14 protein-coding genes are annotated in these 13,699 nt (G+C 58.1%); 10 read left to right on the plus strand and 4 right to left on the minus strand.

All coding sequences use genetic code 11. The annotated features are described in order from the left end of the window. Positions 1-103: 103 nt before the first annotated feature. The 3 genes from ACGYLQ_RS18220 to ACGYLQ_RS18230 all read left to right on the plus strand — a co-directional run bounded on the left by ACGYLQ_RS18220 (position 104) and on the right by ACGYLQ_RS18230 (position 4,253). Positions 104-784, plus strand: a complete 681-nt coding sequence (locus ACGYLQ_RS18220; protein ID WP_348411102.1) for a hypothetical protein — start codon at positions 104-106, stop codon at positions 782-784. Positions 785-927: 143 nt separating this feature from the next. Continuing rightward, on the plus strand, positions 928-2,844 hold the full coding sequence (locus ACGYLQ_RS18225; RefSeq protein ID WP_348411100.1) for a hypothetical protein: 1,917 nt from the start codon (positions 928-930) through the stop codon (positions 2,842-2,844). Next, positions 2,841-4,253, plus strand: a complete 1,413-nt coding sequence (locus ACGYLQ_RS18230) for a hypothetical protein (RefSeq protein WP_348411098.1) — start codon at positions 2,841-2,843, stop codon at positions 4,251-4,253. The genes ACGYLQ_RS18225 and ACGYLQ_RS18230 overlap by 4 nt, the downstream gene beginning before the upstream one ends. 33 nt (positions 4,254-4,286) lie before the next feature. Here ACGYLQ_RS18230 and ACGYLQ_RS18235 read toward each other — a convergent pair whose 3' ends face one another. Continuing rightward, on the minus strand, positions 4,287-4,514 hold the full coding sequence (locus ACGYLQ_RS18235; protein ID WP_067941117.1) for a hypothetical protein: 228 nt from the start codon (positions 4,512-4,514) through the stop codon (positions 4,287-4,289). A gap of 2 nt (positions 4,515-4,516) precedes the next feature. Next, positions 4,517-5,197 carry a helix-turn-helix transcriptional regulator gene (locus tag ACGYLQ_RS18240; protein WP_348411096.1) on the minus strand — a complete coding sequence of 227 codons (681 nt, stop codon included), beginning with the start codon at positions 5,195-5,197 and terminating at the stop codon, positions 4,517-4,519. A gap of 434 nt (positions 5,198-5,631) precedes the next feature. Here ACGYLQ_RS18240 and ACGYLQ_RS18245 point away from each other — a divergent pair, with 434 nt between their 5' ends. The 4 genes from ACGYLQ_RS18245 to ACGYLQ_RS18260 all read left to right on the plus strand — a co-directional run bounded on the left by ACGYLQ_RS18245 (position 5,632) and on the right by ACGYLQ_RS18260 (position 10,464). Further along, entirely contained in the window at positions 5,632-6,351 is a 720-nt protein-coding gene (locus tag ACGYLQ_RS18245; protein ID WP_348411094.1) for an AAA family ATPase, read from the plus strand. Between the two features lie 2 nt (positions 6,352-6,353). Beyond that, positions 6,354-6,839 (plus strand): hypothetical protein, encoded by a 486-nt coding sequence (locus ACGYLQ_RS18250; RefSeq protein ID WP_067941089.1) that lies wholly within the window; start codon positions 6,354-6,356, stop codon positions 6,837-6,839. Between the two features lie 783 nt (positions 6,840-7,622). Then, complete coding sequence (locus tag ACGYLQ_RS18255) at positions 7,623-8,486, plus strand: replication initiation protein (RefSeq protein ID WP_067938385.1); 864 nt, start codon at positions 7,623-7,625, stop codon at positions 8,484-8,486. After that, positions 8,446-10,464, plus strand: coding sequence for a hypothetical protein (locus tag ACGYLQ_RS18260; protein WP_348411092.1), 2,019 nt, complete (start codon positions 8,446-8,448; stop codon positions 10,462-10,464). The genes ACGYLQ_RS18255 and ACGYLQ_RS18260 overlap by 41 nt, the downstream gene beginning before the upstream one ends. A gap of 99 nt (positions 10,465-10,563) precedes the next feature. Here ACGYLQ_RS18260 and ACGYLQ_RS18265 read toward each other — a convergent pair whose 3' ends face one another. Together ACGYLQ_RS18265 and ACGYLQ_RS18270 are read right to left on the minus strand one after the other, a co-directional pair. Then, on the minus strand, positions 10,564-10,752 hold the full coding sequence (locus ACGYLQ_RS18265; RefSeq protein WP_067938098.1) for a hypothetical protein: 189 nt from the start codon (positions 10,750-10,752) through the stop codon (positions 10,564-10,566). A gap of 127 nt (positions 10,753-10,879) precedes the next feature. After that, complete coding sequence (locus tag ACGYLQ_RS18270) at positions 10,880-11,143, minus strand: hypothetical protein (protein WP_067938100.1); 264 nt, start codon at positions 11,141-11,143, stop codon at positions 10,880-10,882. A 303-nt stretch (positions 11,144-11,446) separates the two neighbouring features. On the opposite strand from ACGYLQ_RS18270, the gene ACGYLQ_RS18275 reads away from it, so the two are divergent. The 3 genes from ACGYLQ_RS18275 to ACGYLQ_RS18285 all read left to right on the plus strand — a co-directional run bounded on the left by ACGYLQ_RS18275 (position 11,447) and on the right by ACGYLQ_RS18285 (position 13,471). Continuing rightward, positions 11,447-11,644: a hypothetical protein gene (locus ACGYLQ_RS18275; RefSeq protein ID WP_348411090.1), complete on the plus strand. Its 198-nt coding sequence runs from the start codon at positions 11,447-11,449 to the stop codon at positions 11,642-11,644. A 208-nt stretch (positions 11,645-11,852) separates the two neighbouring features. After that, positions 11,853-12,221 (plus strand): helix-turn-helix transcriptional regulator, encoded by a 369-nt coding sequence (locus ACGYLQ_RS18280; RefSeq protein ID WP_348411088.1) that lies wholly within the window; start codon positions 11,853-11,855, stop codon positions 12,219-12,221. Then, positions 12,221-13,471: a type II toxin-antitoxin system HipA family toxin gene (locus tag ACGYLQ_RS18285; RefSeq protein WP_348411087.1), complete on the plus strand. Its 1,251-nt coding sequence runs from the start codon at positions 12,221-12,223 to the stop codon at positions 13,469-13,471. Before ACGYLQ_RS18280 ends, ACGYLQ_RS18285 begins: the two co-directional genes overlap by 1 nt. The last annotated feature ends 228 nt before the right edge of the window (positions 13,472-13,699 follow it).

Here is a 13,699-nt window from a genome sequence, read left to right on the forward strand (position 1 = left end):
AGTGGTGGTGCAGCCGGCAATGACGCTGGTTTCCGACTATCAAACCTAAATCTTTCTCAAGTTCGCCTCTGAGACTCATCTCCTGCCCAGCCAGGAGATGAGTATGACGACGCCCGAGAAGATCGCAGACCTGAATGCCGCTTTGATAAGCGGCGACCCGCTGACCTGTGAGCAGCTGTCCTGGCATCTGCAGGTCGATCCCAAGCACGCGCCCCGGATCGCCCGCAGCCTCGGCCTTGCGCCCCAAGGCAGGCTCTATCCCTGGGTCAGGGTCTGGCGGGCCATCCACAAGACCGAGGGCGTTCAACTCGTCAGCCATCTGGCTGCGCTGAGAGCAAAGTATCCGGGGTCGGTAACTCTGAGCGGGATCGAGGACCTCGAAGCCGAGCTCCGCAAACCGCTGATCGATTTCGCGACCATGGCCGGCATCCTCGGCGAGAAACCCGACACCCTATCGAAGGCCCTGCGCCAAGGCCGGGCTACCCTGCCCTTCCCGATGATCGACATGGGACCGCGCACCCGCCACTTCCGCGCGCTCGAAGTCCGTCTCTGGGTTGCCGAGGAAATCACCCTCGACCTGCCGGAGCCGCCCAAGTGGGGGAGAGCACCACGCCCCGAGGCCGCGAGCTCCGAAGCGGATGATGCTTCGGCTGCAGCCGACCCCGACCTGACCGGAGACGACCAGACCGCGCACGCCAATGACGACGCCGGAGGCACCCCCGATCCGGTCAAAAAAGCCATTTTCGGCGCCTTTGGCGCCCCTAACCGGAATGGCCCGACATAGCCGGAAAAAGGTCGAACAGTCATTCCTTTCCGGTAGCGGGAAACGAATGACTGTTCGACCTTTTTTGCGACTTAACCGGAAAACACCGGCCTAAACCGACCCGCCCGACATAAGCGGAACCCAAAAACAGCAAGGAAACAAAAGTGACAGCCTTCCCCTTCATCGCCACCACCCCCCTGCAGCCCCCCACCCAGATCCGCGACATGCAAGACGTCTGGGACCACTTCGCTTGCCAAGCGCTGGACCCCACCAACCCGAAGAAAGACAACCCCGAGGGCTGGCGGCTGCAATATCTCACCAGGCTCCAAAGCCACTGCGGCGGCGCACCGCTCGCGACGATCTTCACCGGCGTCGATCTCTTGGCCGAGTTCGACGCCAATTTCCCGAAGGTGAAGAAGGGCGTGCATCCTCGCCCCGATCTCGACCAGGACATCGAGGCCTACAAGACATGGCGGCGTCAGTGCCGCAAAACCATCGAGATCGCCACCGGGGTCGCGGCCGATAAGGCCGCGCTCCGGGCGCGTCAGGACGGATGGACCGATCTCATGGCCGCAATCAAGCTGCACTGCCAAAACGGCGGGATCATCCGGAACCCCCGACGAGCAATCCCGGTCACCAAGCTCTCTGACATCGCCCGACGCGCCGGGGTCGAGCCCTGGCATCTGGCAGATGCCGGTGTCCTCGATCGCCTCGAAGCCGCATTCGCCGCCCCCGGCGACCTTCAAATCGTGCGCCGGGCGCAACGCTTCTTGCGTGACTTCGCGTGCATTCCCGAGATTGGTGCCGTGTTGCCAACCCAGCCAGTGCCGATCTATCCAACCCGGCGCGAGCACGCGGCCCTGCCGGCCCACATTGACGCCTATCTGGCGCAACTGGTCGAGCGCGCATCCATGACACGCGATGAGGTGTCTGGAGATGACAGCGATGGTGTCACAGATAAGACGAGAGCGCGCTGGCTCGCGGCCCTCCGCCACCACGTGCGGACGCTACCGGACTGCCCGGCCGAGCCGGCTCTGGGCTACACCCACCCCATCATTGATCTCGAAACCGTTAATGACATGACTGGGCTTTTTGCGCGCGGCCATCTCTACGCCGCGCTGCGTCGCACCAAAGAAGTTGAGCACCTGCCCGGCCATATCTCTCTTGCAAGCGCCTACGATTACTACACAGACATCCTGCGGGTGCTGTGGGACAACAATCCAGAGCTTGATGACTTCGGAGAGCAGATCGATCCCGATGCCCCCTGGGTCATCAACAATCAGACGCACCGCGGGCTCAAAAACTGCAAGATCATGCGCGATGCCCGCGAACTTGCCCAAGGCATGACTAAGAAGAACACGGATTGGTGCAAAGCTCTGGTGCGAGATAAGACACAGAGAAACAGGTTTCGTCGTATGCACCTGACAATGATGGAGGCGGCCAACGAGATCATCGACGCAGCCGAGGCCGAAGGCCGCGCGCTCACCAAGAACGAGATCATTCAGGTCCGGCAAACTGGGGCTTGCGCCGCAGCCTGTGCCATCGAGTTCTCAGGGCGCCCGATCCGCATGGCGAACGTGCTGGGCCTGCGCCTACACGGGGCGCGGAGGAACTTCTTTACCCCCGGAAAAGGGCGCACGACCTACAGCTTCGTTCTCCACGCCGACGAGACCAAGTCAGGCAAAGACGAGCCCGAAACGCCTCTCGAAGCCAGAATGAGCGGCCCCAAGGTGCTGGACTGGTATCTCAAGGTGATCCGGCCGCTGTTTCCGCACCACAACAAGAGCATCTACCTTTTTCCCGCGATCCAAGACGTTGGCCAGCGCCTCGGCCACAAAACATTCGATGGCTGGTTCCAGCGCGGGGCGTCGGCCGCCAAACTGCCGATGACCTTCCACCAGTGGCGGCATGGATATGCTTCGCTGTTGCTTAAAGCAGACTGGAACAACCTGCATCTCGCAGCGCAGATGCTCGGCAACACACCTGCGGTCTGTGCTCGCAACTATGGCTGGCTCGATACAGAGCAGATGATCCTCGAGAGCCAGGCCAAGACCCTTGCCGCTATGGAGGCCGATCAATGATTCCGCGCCAGCGCCTACTGCAAGCGCCGCACATGACGGCTCTGCGCGATCACCCGGCCCTGGATGCCATGACCGAAGGCGAACTCTGCGCCCTGGACGCCTTTATGGGGTTCTGCACCGAACACGGCGTCGGTGATCCTGGCGAGGCCGACATCCGGGCCTTTGCCCGCCTGCGTGCTCAGGCACCGAAGGCGCTACAGGATCTGCGTGGGGCGCTGCGTCACCTTGGCCTTGGTAAAGATTTTCTAATCGAGATTGCGGCCGTTCAGGCTGCGGTGGATCACCAAGCGAATTTCAAAGGCATCCCCAAGGGCCGAACGCGAAACTATACGCGCACGGTCTCGGTCCCGGTCGAAGACCTCCCGATGGACTGGCGACAGACCCTGCGGCGGCTGGAGGTCGAAGGCGAATACGCCCCCGACATTCTGGGTCGCATGAGGGCCAGACTTGGCATGTTTGTCTGGTCGGCCCGACGGGCTGGCCATCCTGCCAACCTGGCGAACACGGATGCACTGCGCGCACTCTATGCCGACATGCGGGCCCGCTCCATCACGCGCCAACAAGAACAGGCCAAGAAGAAAGGTCTTAACGACGACATCGACGAGCCCCGTTGGGCCTACCTGAGATCCACTTGGGAGGAGTTGCGGCGCTTTGCACGAGCGCACGGACTACCCGAGGATGTGTGGGATAAGCTTACGATCACCTATTCCATGCTTACAAAGAGGGAAGGTAAGCAAGCCGCCCAGAAGCTTGCCAAGGCCAAGGCAGCAGGGACGCGCCCGGAGTTACTCAAGAGGGCCGAAGCGATGCTCGCCGAGGCCGAGACCCTCAAGCTGCCCCAGATGCGCCACGCGCTGCGCAACCGCGCCGCGGCCATCGCACTGGGATGCGCCGTGCCCGCGCGCCCAGGCGACGTCCAAGCCCATCATGTCCTCGGGGCCGGGATCACCTTCGAGCCGGGCCGCAACGGATACCGTTTTCATTACAAGGCCACAAAGACGGCAGGATCCACGGGTGTCGATATCGACATCCCGCTTCTGCCCTGGTGGAACAAGTTCATCGACGCTGTAATCTTGCAGGATGACGACCCGCGTTACCTCGGTCAGCTGCGCGGAAAAGCAGCATCAGAGAAGCGCCCACTCTACGTTCAATACGATGGCACATCTGCCGTCTATGCCTGGTATTCCCGAATGTGGAAAATCATCGCCGGAACCGGCGGCCATATTGCCCGCACCCTGATCCGGGACGAGCCGGGTGCAGCGGGGGTGCAACTCGCCAACAAGCTCAATGGTCACAAGCCCGGCAGCCCGACCGCCCGCAAATACGAGTCCGAAGACTTGCAGCGAGCGACCGTCCTCGAGGGCCAGAACATGATGGCGAGCCTGTTCGACGACGAGGATGAAGTGTGACAGGCAGGCTCCGTGTCTGCCTGTCATCGTTCTCTATATGGCGTGTTGCGCCTTGCTAACGACAATCTCGACGTCATCCGCCAGCTCTTTGAGTAGGACCTCAAGCGACTGCGAGTAACTGGCCCACTCCTCCGGCTCGACGCTGGTGGGGTCAGGGGTTTCGGAGAGGCGGCGCGCGAAGCCTGCAATCGCATGGGCACGGGTTTCGATCAGGCGCGCCTTGGCGCAGATCTCGATGCGGGGGTCGGGGAGCTTAGCCATCGTTATGCCTCCCCGCCGAAGAGGCGCTTAGGGGGACCTACCTTCCGAGTCTGCGGATCGAACCCCTTCTGGATCGCCAGCAAGCCGTCCAAAAACCCGATCTTGTAATCGAGGTTGCCGGGGTGCTGCAGGCGGAAGGCCGATGCCCCCCTGTTGAGGCGGTCGAAAGCCTCGATAGTGTTTTCCGGATCGGCGTCCTCGACGCTGGCTCTGGTGCCATCGGCAATCTGCCGCAACATCCCGTAGTCGAGCTTATCCAGAGGGTAGTTGTATCCGTCTTCCCAACCCTGAGTGTGCATCTCATTACCGGCGGCTTTTGCCATGGCTGCCAAGGCCTCACCTCGGCTCCCGCGCGCAATCACCTCGCGCAGCTGCTGTGCTTCGTAGGAAGAGGGGTGCGCGCCACCACTGGTATTATTGCCGCCCTGATGATGCCCAGGCTGCATCTTGGGCACCCTGAGGTCCGCAACCGCGACTCCCAAAGCTTTGGCGATCTGGCTCACAGTGCCAAAGTTCATTCTCCCACCGCCCTCGGCTTTCTCGACCGTGCGGAGGCCTAAATTGGCAGCCTCGGCCAGCGCGCCCTGCGTCAGCGCCTGCTCCTCCCGGAGTTGAAAGATTTTGTTGCCATCAAGTATCATGTAACGCTCCTTTTTTGCGTTTGTTTTCGATGGCTTAATCATCCCATATCTCCTTGGACCGGTGTTACGAATTGAAACCGCACATTCCCCGCATGTAGGCTACAAGTTCGATGCTAACCCGCAAGTAACCCGCACGGAACCCGCACTTCATGGGAGAGCACTGGCACGGGCGTTTCTCCCTCATCGAAGATTCTCCCGCATCGAAAAGGTAGCGATGCCCGACACTCCCATCGTCACCTGCCTCAAGTTTTGAGGAATCTGCGCACCCAAGAAGGCCGATCCTATCTTAGCTATAATTCCTGCTAACAAGCTAACAATATAACGCGATTGTTAGCTTGTTAGTTACAAAGAAGTCTTTATTGATGGCGATCAAGCTATAAATTGGTCTATTTTGCAAACTTTTTTGCCTGTTTGTTATAAACTTTGCTTGAGTATTAATAATTCAACCCGCAAAATGGTCCAATGGAGGGCATCCTATGATCCTATCATGCGTTAATTCCAAAGGCGGTGTCGGCAAAACGACATTATCACTCGCGCTTGCTGAACACCTCGGTCTCGCCGGGAGGCGCGTTCTATTAATCGACGCTGATCCGCAAGCATCAGCGTCGGACCGGTGCCGGCGTATCTCGCTCAGTCATGAGTTGCCATACGATCTCGACGCTTCAACCGAGCACGATCACCTAATCGAAGAAGCTGACGAGCGCGGCGAAGACTTCGATGAAGGTGCTATTGAAGCTGCGGCTGCAGCTCAAATCGAGAAGCGCATTGGTCGAACAATGAGGAAGGCGGCCAACTATGACCACGTCATCCTTGACGGACCCCCAGCTGCTGGTCGTTTGCAACAAGCTCTCATCCGAGCTTCGGATTTTGTGCTCGTTCCGGTCACGCCGGACGCAATGTCAGCACGGGCCGCAAAACGGCTTGTGCGCGGCATCCGGAGCGCGGCACAGGCAGGCAAGGATCTGGAAGCCGCGATGGTGCTCAATCGCGCCGACACGCGGCAGACGGCCACACGGCTTGCCCCTCAGGTAACAGCGCAGCATGGGCTGGCTTTGCTCACAACGCAGATCCCAAACGCTGCAAGCTCGAACAGCGCCGACCTATATTCGACACTCATGAGCGAGATGGGCTCTGGCAGCAAAGCATTTATGGCCGCCATCGCCGAGATGGTGGCCGAAATCGAGATGGAGAAATAATCATGGCCCAGAAGAAGTTTAGCGTCGCAGCTGCCGCCGGGACAAATGATGTGCAGGTCGTCGAGAACAAGGAGGCGCAGGCCGAGCCAGCGCCTGCCAAACCGACGACGAAGACCGCTACGCGAGCAAAGAAAATCACATCGCCCAAAACGCCGGCAGCGAAGTCGAAGACCACAACTACGCGAGCGAAACAAACCGCATCCGCCAAAACACCGCCAACGAAGCGCAAACCCCCGGAGAAAAAAGCTGACAAAGCCACGCCGCCCAATAGCAATCCCTTGGCGGAAATGCTGGATCAAGCATCGGCTGAGCCCCAGGGCACAGTGCAGATCGCGATACGGATGCCGCCGACCCTCAAAAATCGCCTAAAGTCTGCCATGGCGCGCGCCAATGGTATGACTCAAGAGCGCTTCGTGGCCGCAGCCATCACTGCCGCGCTCGATCAACTGGAGCCTATCCTGGACGCCAAGGACAAAGAAAAGCAGTAGTAGCGACACGCTCAACGTTGCTGAATCTACATACCGTTAAAAACCGCCGCTGAGCATTCTCAGCATATGCATGGTCGCAGCACACGATCCGTCAAGAAGTTGGATCTGAAATTGATGCTTGGTCAGGGCCATAGGCCCTCGCCATGCCTTTGGCACGGCAGCAAACTACAGTGCCGCCGAAGGCGGCTCCACATCAAACTAAGAGCGACGACTATGGGGAGGTCCGTTAGTATTGCACATGCTGGATCTCCTTCTTTTTCTATATTCTCTTTTCTAAGTTCGTGCAGATTTTAGATAATATAAACAAAATGTTATTCGGCTAACCATGGAGGAATATGGGGCTAACGAAGAGGTTTGTGGGGGTAAGGAAGAGGTTTATGGGGCCTAAAAAGAGGTTTAGGGGGCGAAAAAAGAGGCTTGTGGGGAGAAAGTTTTTCCACGGGCACCCCGCCCTGTGGAAAACTCCATAGCTATTGTAACCTTATGTTATTAATGTGTATTTTTCATAGACTTCAACCATATGAACGATGGGATGCACTAATCTCTCTCCCTCGAGGCTCCATCTGTCACCGCACCCCCAGATTCCTCTTCTTTAGAGCGTGCGCTTCACCTCGCCCCAGATTCGTCTTTTTTAGAGCGCGATCTTCATCACGCCCCCAAATTCCTCTTTCTTCATGCTCGCTAAAAAAGAATGACCTCGCTCCCCTTTTCTTTAGTTCTCCGAGCGACTATCGATGAAAAACGAAACTTCGATGCTCTTTTTTCCTCGTTCAGGCGATGCCAATGTCGAAAGATCCCAAACCCCTCGTTGTTGATCAACGGCCGAACAATCCCAACAACACCAACAAGCCGCAGGAGCTGATCCAAATACGCGGGCACGGCGAACTTACCTTAACTGCCCGGCGCGCGATTACGTTGCTATGGCAAAACGCTCACGCCGATGGCATCGCGAAGGGAAAAGAATATTCGATCGAAGCCTCTCGTCTCCGCTCCGACAATCATAAGGGCCGAGATAATATCAATGACGCGATCGACTCGCTCATGGGATTTCATGTCAAAACTATCAATTCAGAAGGTGAGCCGGTGCGAGCTCCTCTTGTGGGCGGTAACGTTCTTAAAAAGAACGGGATTTTCACCTATACCTTTGATGACAAACTGGTCGAAGTCCTCTTAACGAGCAACGTTTGGGGGGCCATCGACATCCCAGTTCTGATGTCTTTCTCCAGCAAATATGCTGTCTCGCTGTATGAGCACGTGGCCGGGTGGATCAATCTGGAACGCAAGACAGATGCCGAATTTAGCTTGCATGAATTCAGAGAGTTACTCGGTGTAGAGGCACACAAATACCCGGCTTTTGGAGATCTGAACAGCAAGGTGATCAAGCCATCGCTTGATGAGGTTAATGCCCTTGCTCCATTCAACGTAGGTCTGATCTTCAAGAAGAAGGGGAGGTCTGTGGCGACTGTCAAAATGAACTGGTGGCGTAAAGATCGTCACGAGCAAGAGCAGGCTTATCAGGAGCACCAAAGGCCACGCGTCGGGCGTCGCGCTCGCATCCAAGGTCGCGTCGAATATGTATCCCCTCCGATGCCATCAGAGCATACGCTTGCGCGTCGTGCTCGCAACGAGACGTCAGATCAAACTTAGCGTTTTTGCAAATGGGGCGCAGACCAATATTCTGTGCATGAACACACTCTCTGATATCATCGCCCTCGGAAACGCCGCTGCAACCGCCGGCGAACCACTCGTTACAAACTGGCCCCAGATGCGTGGCGCTCTCTACCTGCTCGGCCATGCCGGCGGTGGCATCGATCAGGTGCGGACATCCGACTTCGAGATCCGCTATCCCGCCGACTATGCTGCACTTGATCCAGCTATCCAGGCCACGTTACCGAGTAAGCGGACCTACGAGACAATGCGGCACCAGGTATCACGCCTGCTCGCATGCCTTGGTGAGATTGATGATCCCTGGGAGCAGCTGCGCATGTTGATCCGTCGTGCCGGCAAAGATGACATCGAGCGGTGTCTGCCGGGATTGGCCACGCCTGCCAAGGCGGCCGGATTGGTGCCTGCCCAGATCACTACTGACTGGGTGTGGTCCCTCGACGCCGAACGGGGTGTCCTAAGCGAGGAGCAGTTGCAGCGCCGATTTGATCGCGAAAGGCGACATGGAAAGGCACCCAAGGCAAAGCTCGCTTGCTCTGTGCGTCAGCGCCTGCGGCAGGGGGTCTCAGTTTTCAACCGTTTATTCCAAATCCCTGAGATTGCCGCGAGCGGGCTACTGCCCCCAGAGCCGATCGCAGCGCCGCCGGTCTATGATCGACAAGGTCGACTGAAATTAGACCTGCCAAGCATTTTAACACACTATCACGCTGCCGCCCCCGAAACGCGGCGTGACGGTCTACCGCAGGTATGGCAGGCAATGTGCAATGCGGGGATCTACATGCCAACCGACAACCCAACCGCCGATGACATGCTCGCGCCCGATATGTGGACACGGATTACACAACTCCAGCCATGCGACACTGGTGTCACGAATGCATCGTGGCGCCAGTATATCAGCCGTGCCCGGCAGCTTCTGCTGCCTCATGTCACCCACCCGGTATCGGCGTCGGACACCCTGCCTCAATGGTTGGACAAGATGACCATCAAGAAAACGGACCGTATGCCGCTCCTGCAGCTTTGGTGGCTCCTGATCGACCGCGACATGACAGATGTAACCCCTGATGACATCCTCGACCTGACAACATGGCGCGAGCTATGGTCACAGATGCCATCGAGATTGAAGCCACGAACCTGGACGATCTATGAAAGGAGGGCGCGCGCGCTGATGTCCCGTCATGCTACCGTTCAAATTGACCCCTATCGCATTGTAACGCGGGCCTGGGCCGACCTACCAAAGAATGCCAAGGCGGCGCTGGACCCTATTCGGAAAACGGCTGAGCGGGCTCTGTTGAGGCCCCTCGACCTCAGCCCCGAATGGGTAGCACAGCAGGGTCTGCATAGTGCACAGGAAATGGAGGTCACTAATACCCTGAGGGAGGTCTTCTTTGCCGCGGCACTGGTGCGCCGCCCTGACCCCTCCGCAGTGGCATGGGAGGCTCTACGCACCGCTATCAAAGATCAAGGCATCTCAACCATTGGGCTCGCCAAAGTCTCCAGCCTTGCCATTGATGACAGCAAAGCGCCTGTCGATCTCACTCTGGAGTGGGCCACCAAAAAGGCTGCGCAGATGGACCAAAAAAAGCGTGCCGAATTCACAATCCATCTGCGCAAGCTGGATAGCCTGCTGAGCATCTTGGATCTGGCCCCAATCCTCTATGCAGAGCCTATCAGTGCTGTGCCTGACCTTCGTAAACGCGGCAAAATCGAGCCGCCCGAGAAGATCATGCGCGAGACGGATGCCGTCACTGCCGCCCATCGATTCCAACCAAGCACGTGCCGCGAAGCCCGCGCTACCGTCCGCAAGGCTTGGACTGAGGTGGCCAATACCGTGATCGACGTTAAGATTGATACCCTCGAGGAGCTACTGTCAGCCGCTGTGAAACTGAAGCTGGATCAGCCCACGCACCGCAAGGTTGCCCGGCTGCTCGAAAGTATAAACAGCATGCAGGAAGCGGCATAGCGCCCCGCCAGCGCTATATCCCGCCGGAATAATGTCAGCAGATCAAGACGTCAGAGAACCCCCAGAATGGGTCAATGCTCCGCCCGGAACAGCCGCCGATTAGGTATTTTGTTCGGAGTCATTCTTGTCGAGGAGATGGTAGGGCGCGTTTGCTATAAACCGGCGCAGGCGCTCCGGATTGTGCGGTCGGTCTCGGCCGCTCACCCGAGCGAGATAAGCCATATAGGCGATGGTCACGCCAGCCAGAACAACCGACGCGATCGACACGATGATGTCAAAAATAGCCATTGCCCCTCCTTTGAGCCGTCGCCCAGGTTCACACTGAACACGATAGAACATAGCACGGTTCTGTCGCAGTTCATACCGAACCACGCGTTTTACAGGGGGTCCTTTTGCTTGGGACGAAGACCCGCTGCTACGTAGCGAGTGCTAACGGGAACGGGCAAAGTGTCTGAAAGTGCTTCGCGACCTGCCGCACCTTGTCATGGGGCAGTCCCATCTCTGACACGAAAGACACCTGAAGTTCCGGGGAGACTTCAGAGAAGAAGGAGAAGGCCGGACCCATGGCAGACTGAGCGGCCTCAATGTCCGAGATTGCGGCGGCAAGCTGACAAGCGGAAAGGTTCGCACCATAGGGTGCGTTCACCGTTCCGAGAATTTTCGATGCGACGGGCGCCATCCTTTATCTCCTTTCCCAGATCGCATGGTCGGCCTTCTTCCGCACAATGATCTCCTGGGCCCCGGCGCTCACCTTCATCAAGTGACACTTCCACATTCCCTCTCCTGTGCGCTACAGCCAATGTAGCACTCATGTCGCAGAAGAGGGTGGGGGGCACCCGTTAATCTCGATTTTGGAACCTCTTGATCCACAATCGAGCGCTCCAACCAACTGAGGTAAGGCGGCATTGGGGCGAATTCTGCGCCGCCCGGTTTTAGCGTCAATTTCGTGATAGACTCGGTTAAGCAGAGTAGGAGCACTGGGATGACAGACCCAAAACCGGATGAATCAGACCCCGAGTGGGAGGAATGGTTTATAGAGAAGATGGGCCAGCCTGGGCCCGATGAGGAAGCGTTTTTCGAACGACTGCGGCGCCTTGGGATTGGAGTTGGCCTCGATGAGGACGGGAACCTTGTTTATGACAAAGACCTTCCCGAAGCCAAGAACAGGCTTGGAGAATAGACCCTGCTCACGGCGCCGTAGTGTTAGTGATCTCTGAAAAACCCTCACCCGCTGTGGCGGTGCGGATGCCGACAGCGGCAAGAGCTCGTCCATATCTTGCACCGCTACGCCAACCATCGGCCCCCTCCAGCCTTGTTAGTTGAAGTTCATCGGTTAATAGGTCATATATGACCAGTAATTGTATTTTAAAAGCCATATTAGGCCAGCAATGTCGAATCTTCGCGCCCAGAGAGCTTTGGTAAACCTTGGCCGCAACATCAAGCAAGCGCGCCTCGCGCGTCGTCTTGCCATGCTCGATCTCGCCGAACGCGCAGGCGTGTCGGAAAAGACGATCCAGCGCCTGGAACGGGGCGATGCTGGCGTGGGCATCGGGAAACTGGCCGGGGTGCTTGCCGCTCTCGGCGAGCCCGATGCCCTCGCAGAGATCCTGCGAATAGAAGAGGATCCTGTGGGCCTGTCCCTCGCAGTCGACGCGATTCCTAAGCGGGGGATATCCTATGTAAAGCGCGGCGGCGCACGAGATCCGGATAGACGCCAGGAGGCTGACGGTGATGACGATGAAGGCGTAGGCTTCTGATGGCCCCGGGATCTCCGGAACAGAAGGTCACCCATGTCTGCCTTGGAAGCGCACTCTTGCCAATCGGTAAGCTGCGGTTCACCCCAGGGTCGCGCCGCCATCATTCTGAATTTCAATATTTCGAGAGCTGGCTGAACGATGCGCGTGCCTTCGCGATCGCACCTCATCTGCCGCTCGGATTAACGCCCTCTTATGTGTCCAAGGCATCTACAGGCGATCAGCGCGACAGCCTGCCTTCCGTCCTCCAAGATGCGACACCTGATTCATGGGGGCGTCTCTTGATGGCGCGCGTTCACGGCGCCGATCTCAGCGAATTCGACATGCTTGCTCTGTTGGATGATGCCACGCGTCAGGGCGCACTCCGGTTCACTGGAGGAGACGGCGGGATCATTAGTGGACATCGCACACCGGTGCCGAACCTCAACCAGCTTGACGCACTCCGGGACATTGCGGTCAGGGTCGAGCAGCGACGCGAGGTGTCGCGCGAGGATCTGCGCTTGATCGCAGGCGCCGGTGGCTCGATTGGCGGCGCCCGACCGAAGATAAATGTGCAGGACCGCGACGTGCTCTGGATTGCTAAGTTCTCGTCCCCGGGAGACCAGAGCCCTGTAGAGCGCATCGAGATCGCGACGCTCCAGTTGGCGCGGGAATGCGGCCTGCGCGCGCCAGACGCGCGACTGGTGCTGGAAAACTCTGACCATCCAGTGGCCCTGATCAGACGCTTTGATCGGCGGGCGGGCATGCGTGTCCCTTATTTTTCAGCGCGCACAGCTCTTAATCGATCCGTTGCAGAGCAGGGGTCCTATACAGAGATCGCAGAGGCGATCCGGATGCTCAGTAAGGCTGCGCGGGCAGATCTGCATGAGCTTTGGGCGCGAATGGCCTTCAACGTCCTTGTCACCAACACGGATGATCACCTGAAGAACCACGGCTTCATCTATGCCGACAACGGCCTTTGGCGGCTCTCTCCGCTCTTTGATGTGAACCCACAAGCGGGACGCCATCGCTATCTCGAGACGGCGATCATAGAAGGAGGGCCATTTAAGGCATCGCTCGATCTTGCGGTGGCCGCTGCGGAGTTCTTCGATCTATCGGAGCACGAGGCGCGCATGCGGGCGCGAGAAATGGCCTTACTCATCGCCAACCGGTGGAGACCTCTCATGCGGCAATTTGGTATTGGTGGAGAAGATCTGAAATCCCTCGCAGACGCCTTTGAACACGGCGAGGCAGAGAAGGCTCTTAGCCTCTGATCAACAGCCGTCGATCTCTCGGCGGCTACGCCACGATTAAGCGTTTCAGAGCCTCGAAGCGTTACGTCCGCTTTGAGCCCTTAGTGTGCGCGCCGAGCTTGAAGCTTTTCGCAGTAGCAGCATCGCATGTTGTGCAGAGGACCGCCCAAACCTGATGGGGTGGATGGCTCCTGCGTCAACCGGCGTCGCAATGCGCCATAGTGCAGTTGTCAAAATCTGCTTATGAGA

Source organism: Sulfitobacter sp. 1A12779 (genome assembly GCF_043557315.1).
GTDB lineage: Bacteria > Pseudomonadota > Alphaproteobacteria > Rhodobacterales > Rhodobacteraceae > Sulfitobacter > Sulfitobacter faviae.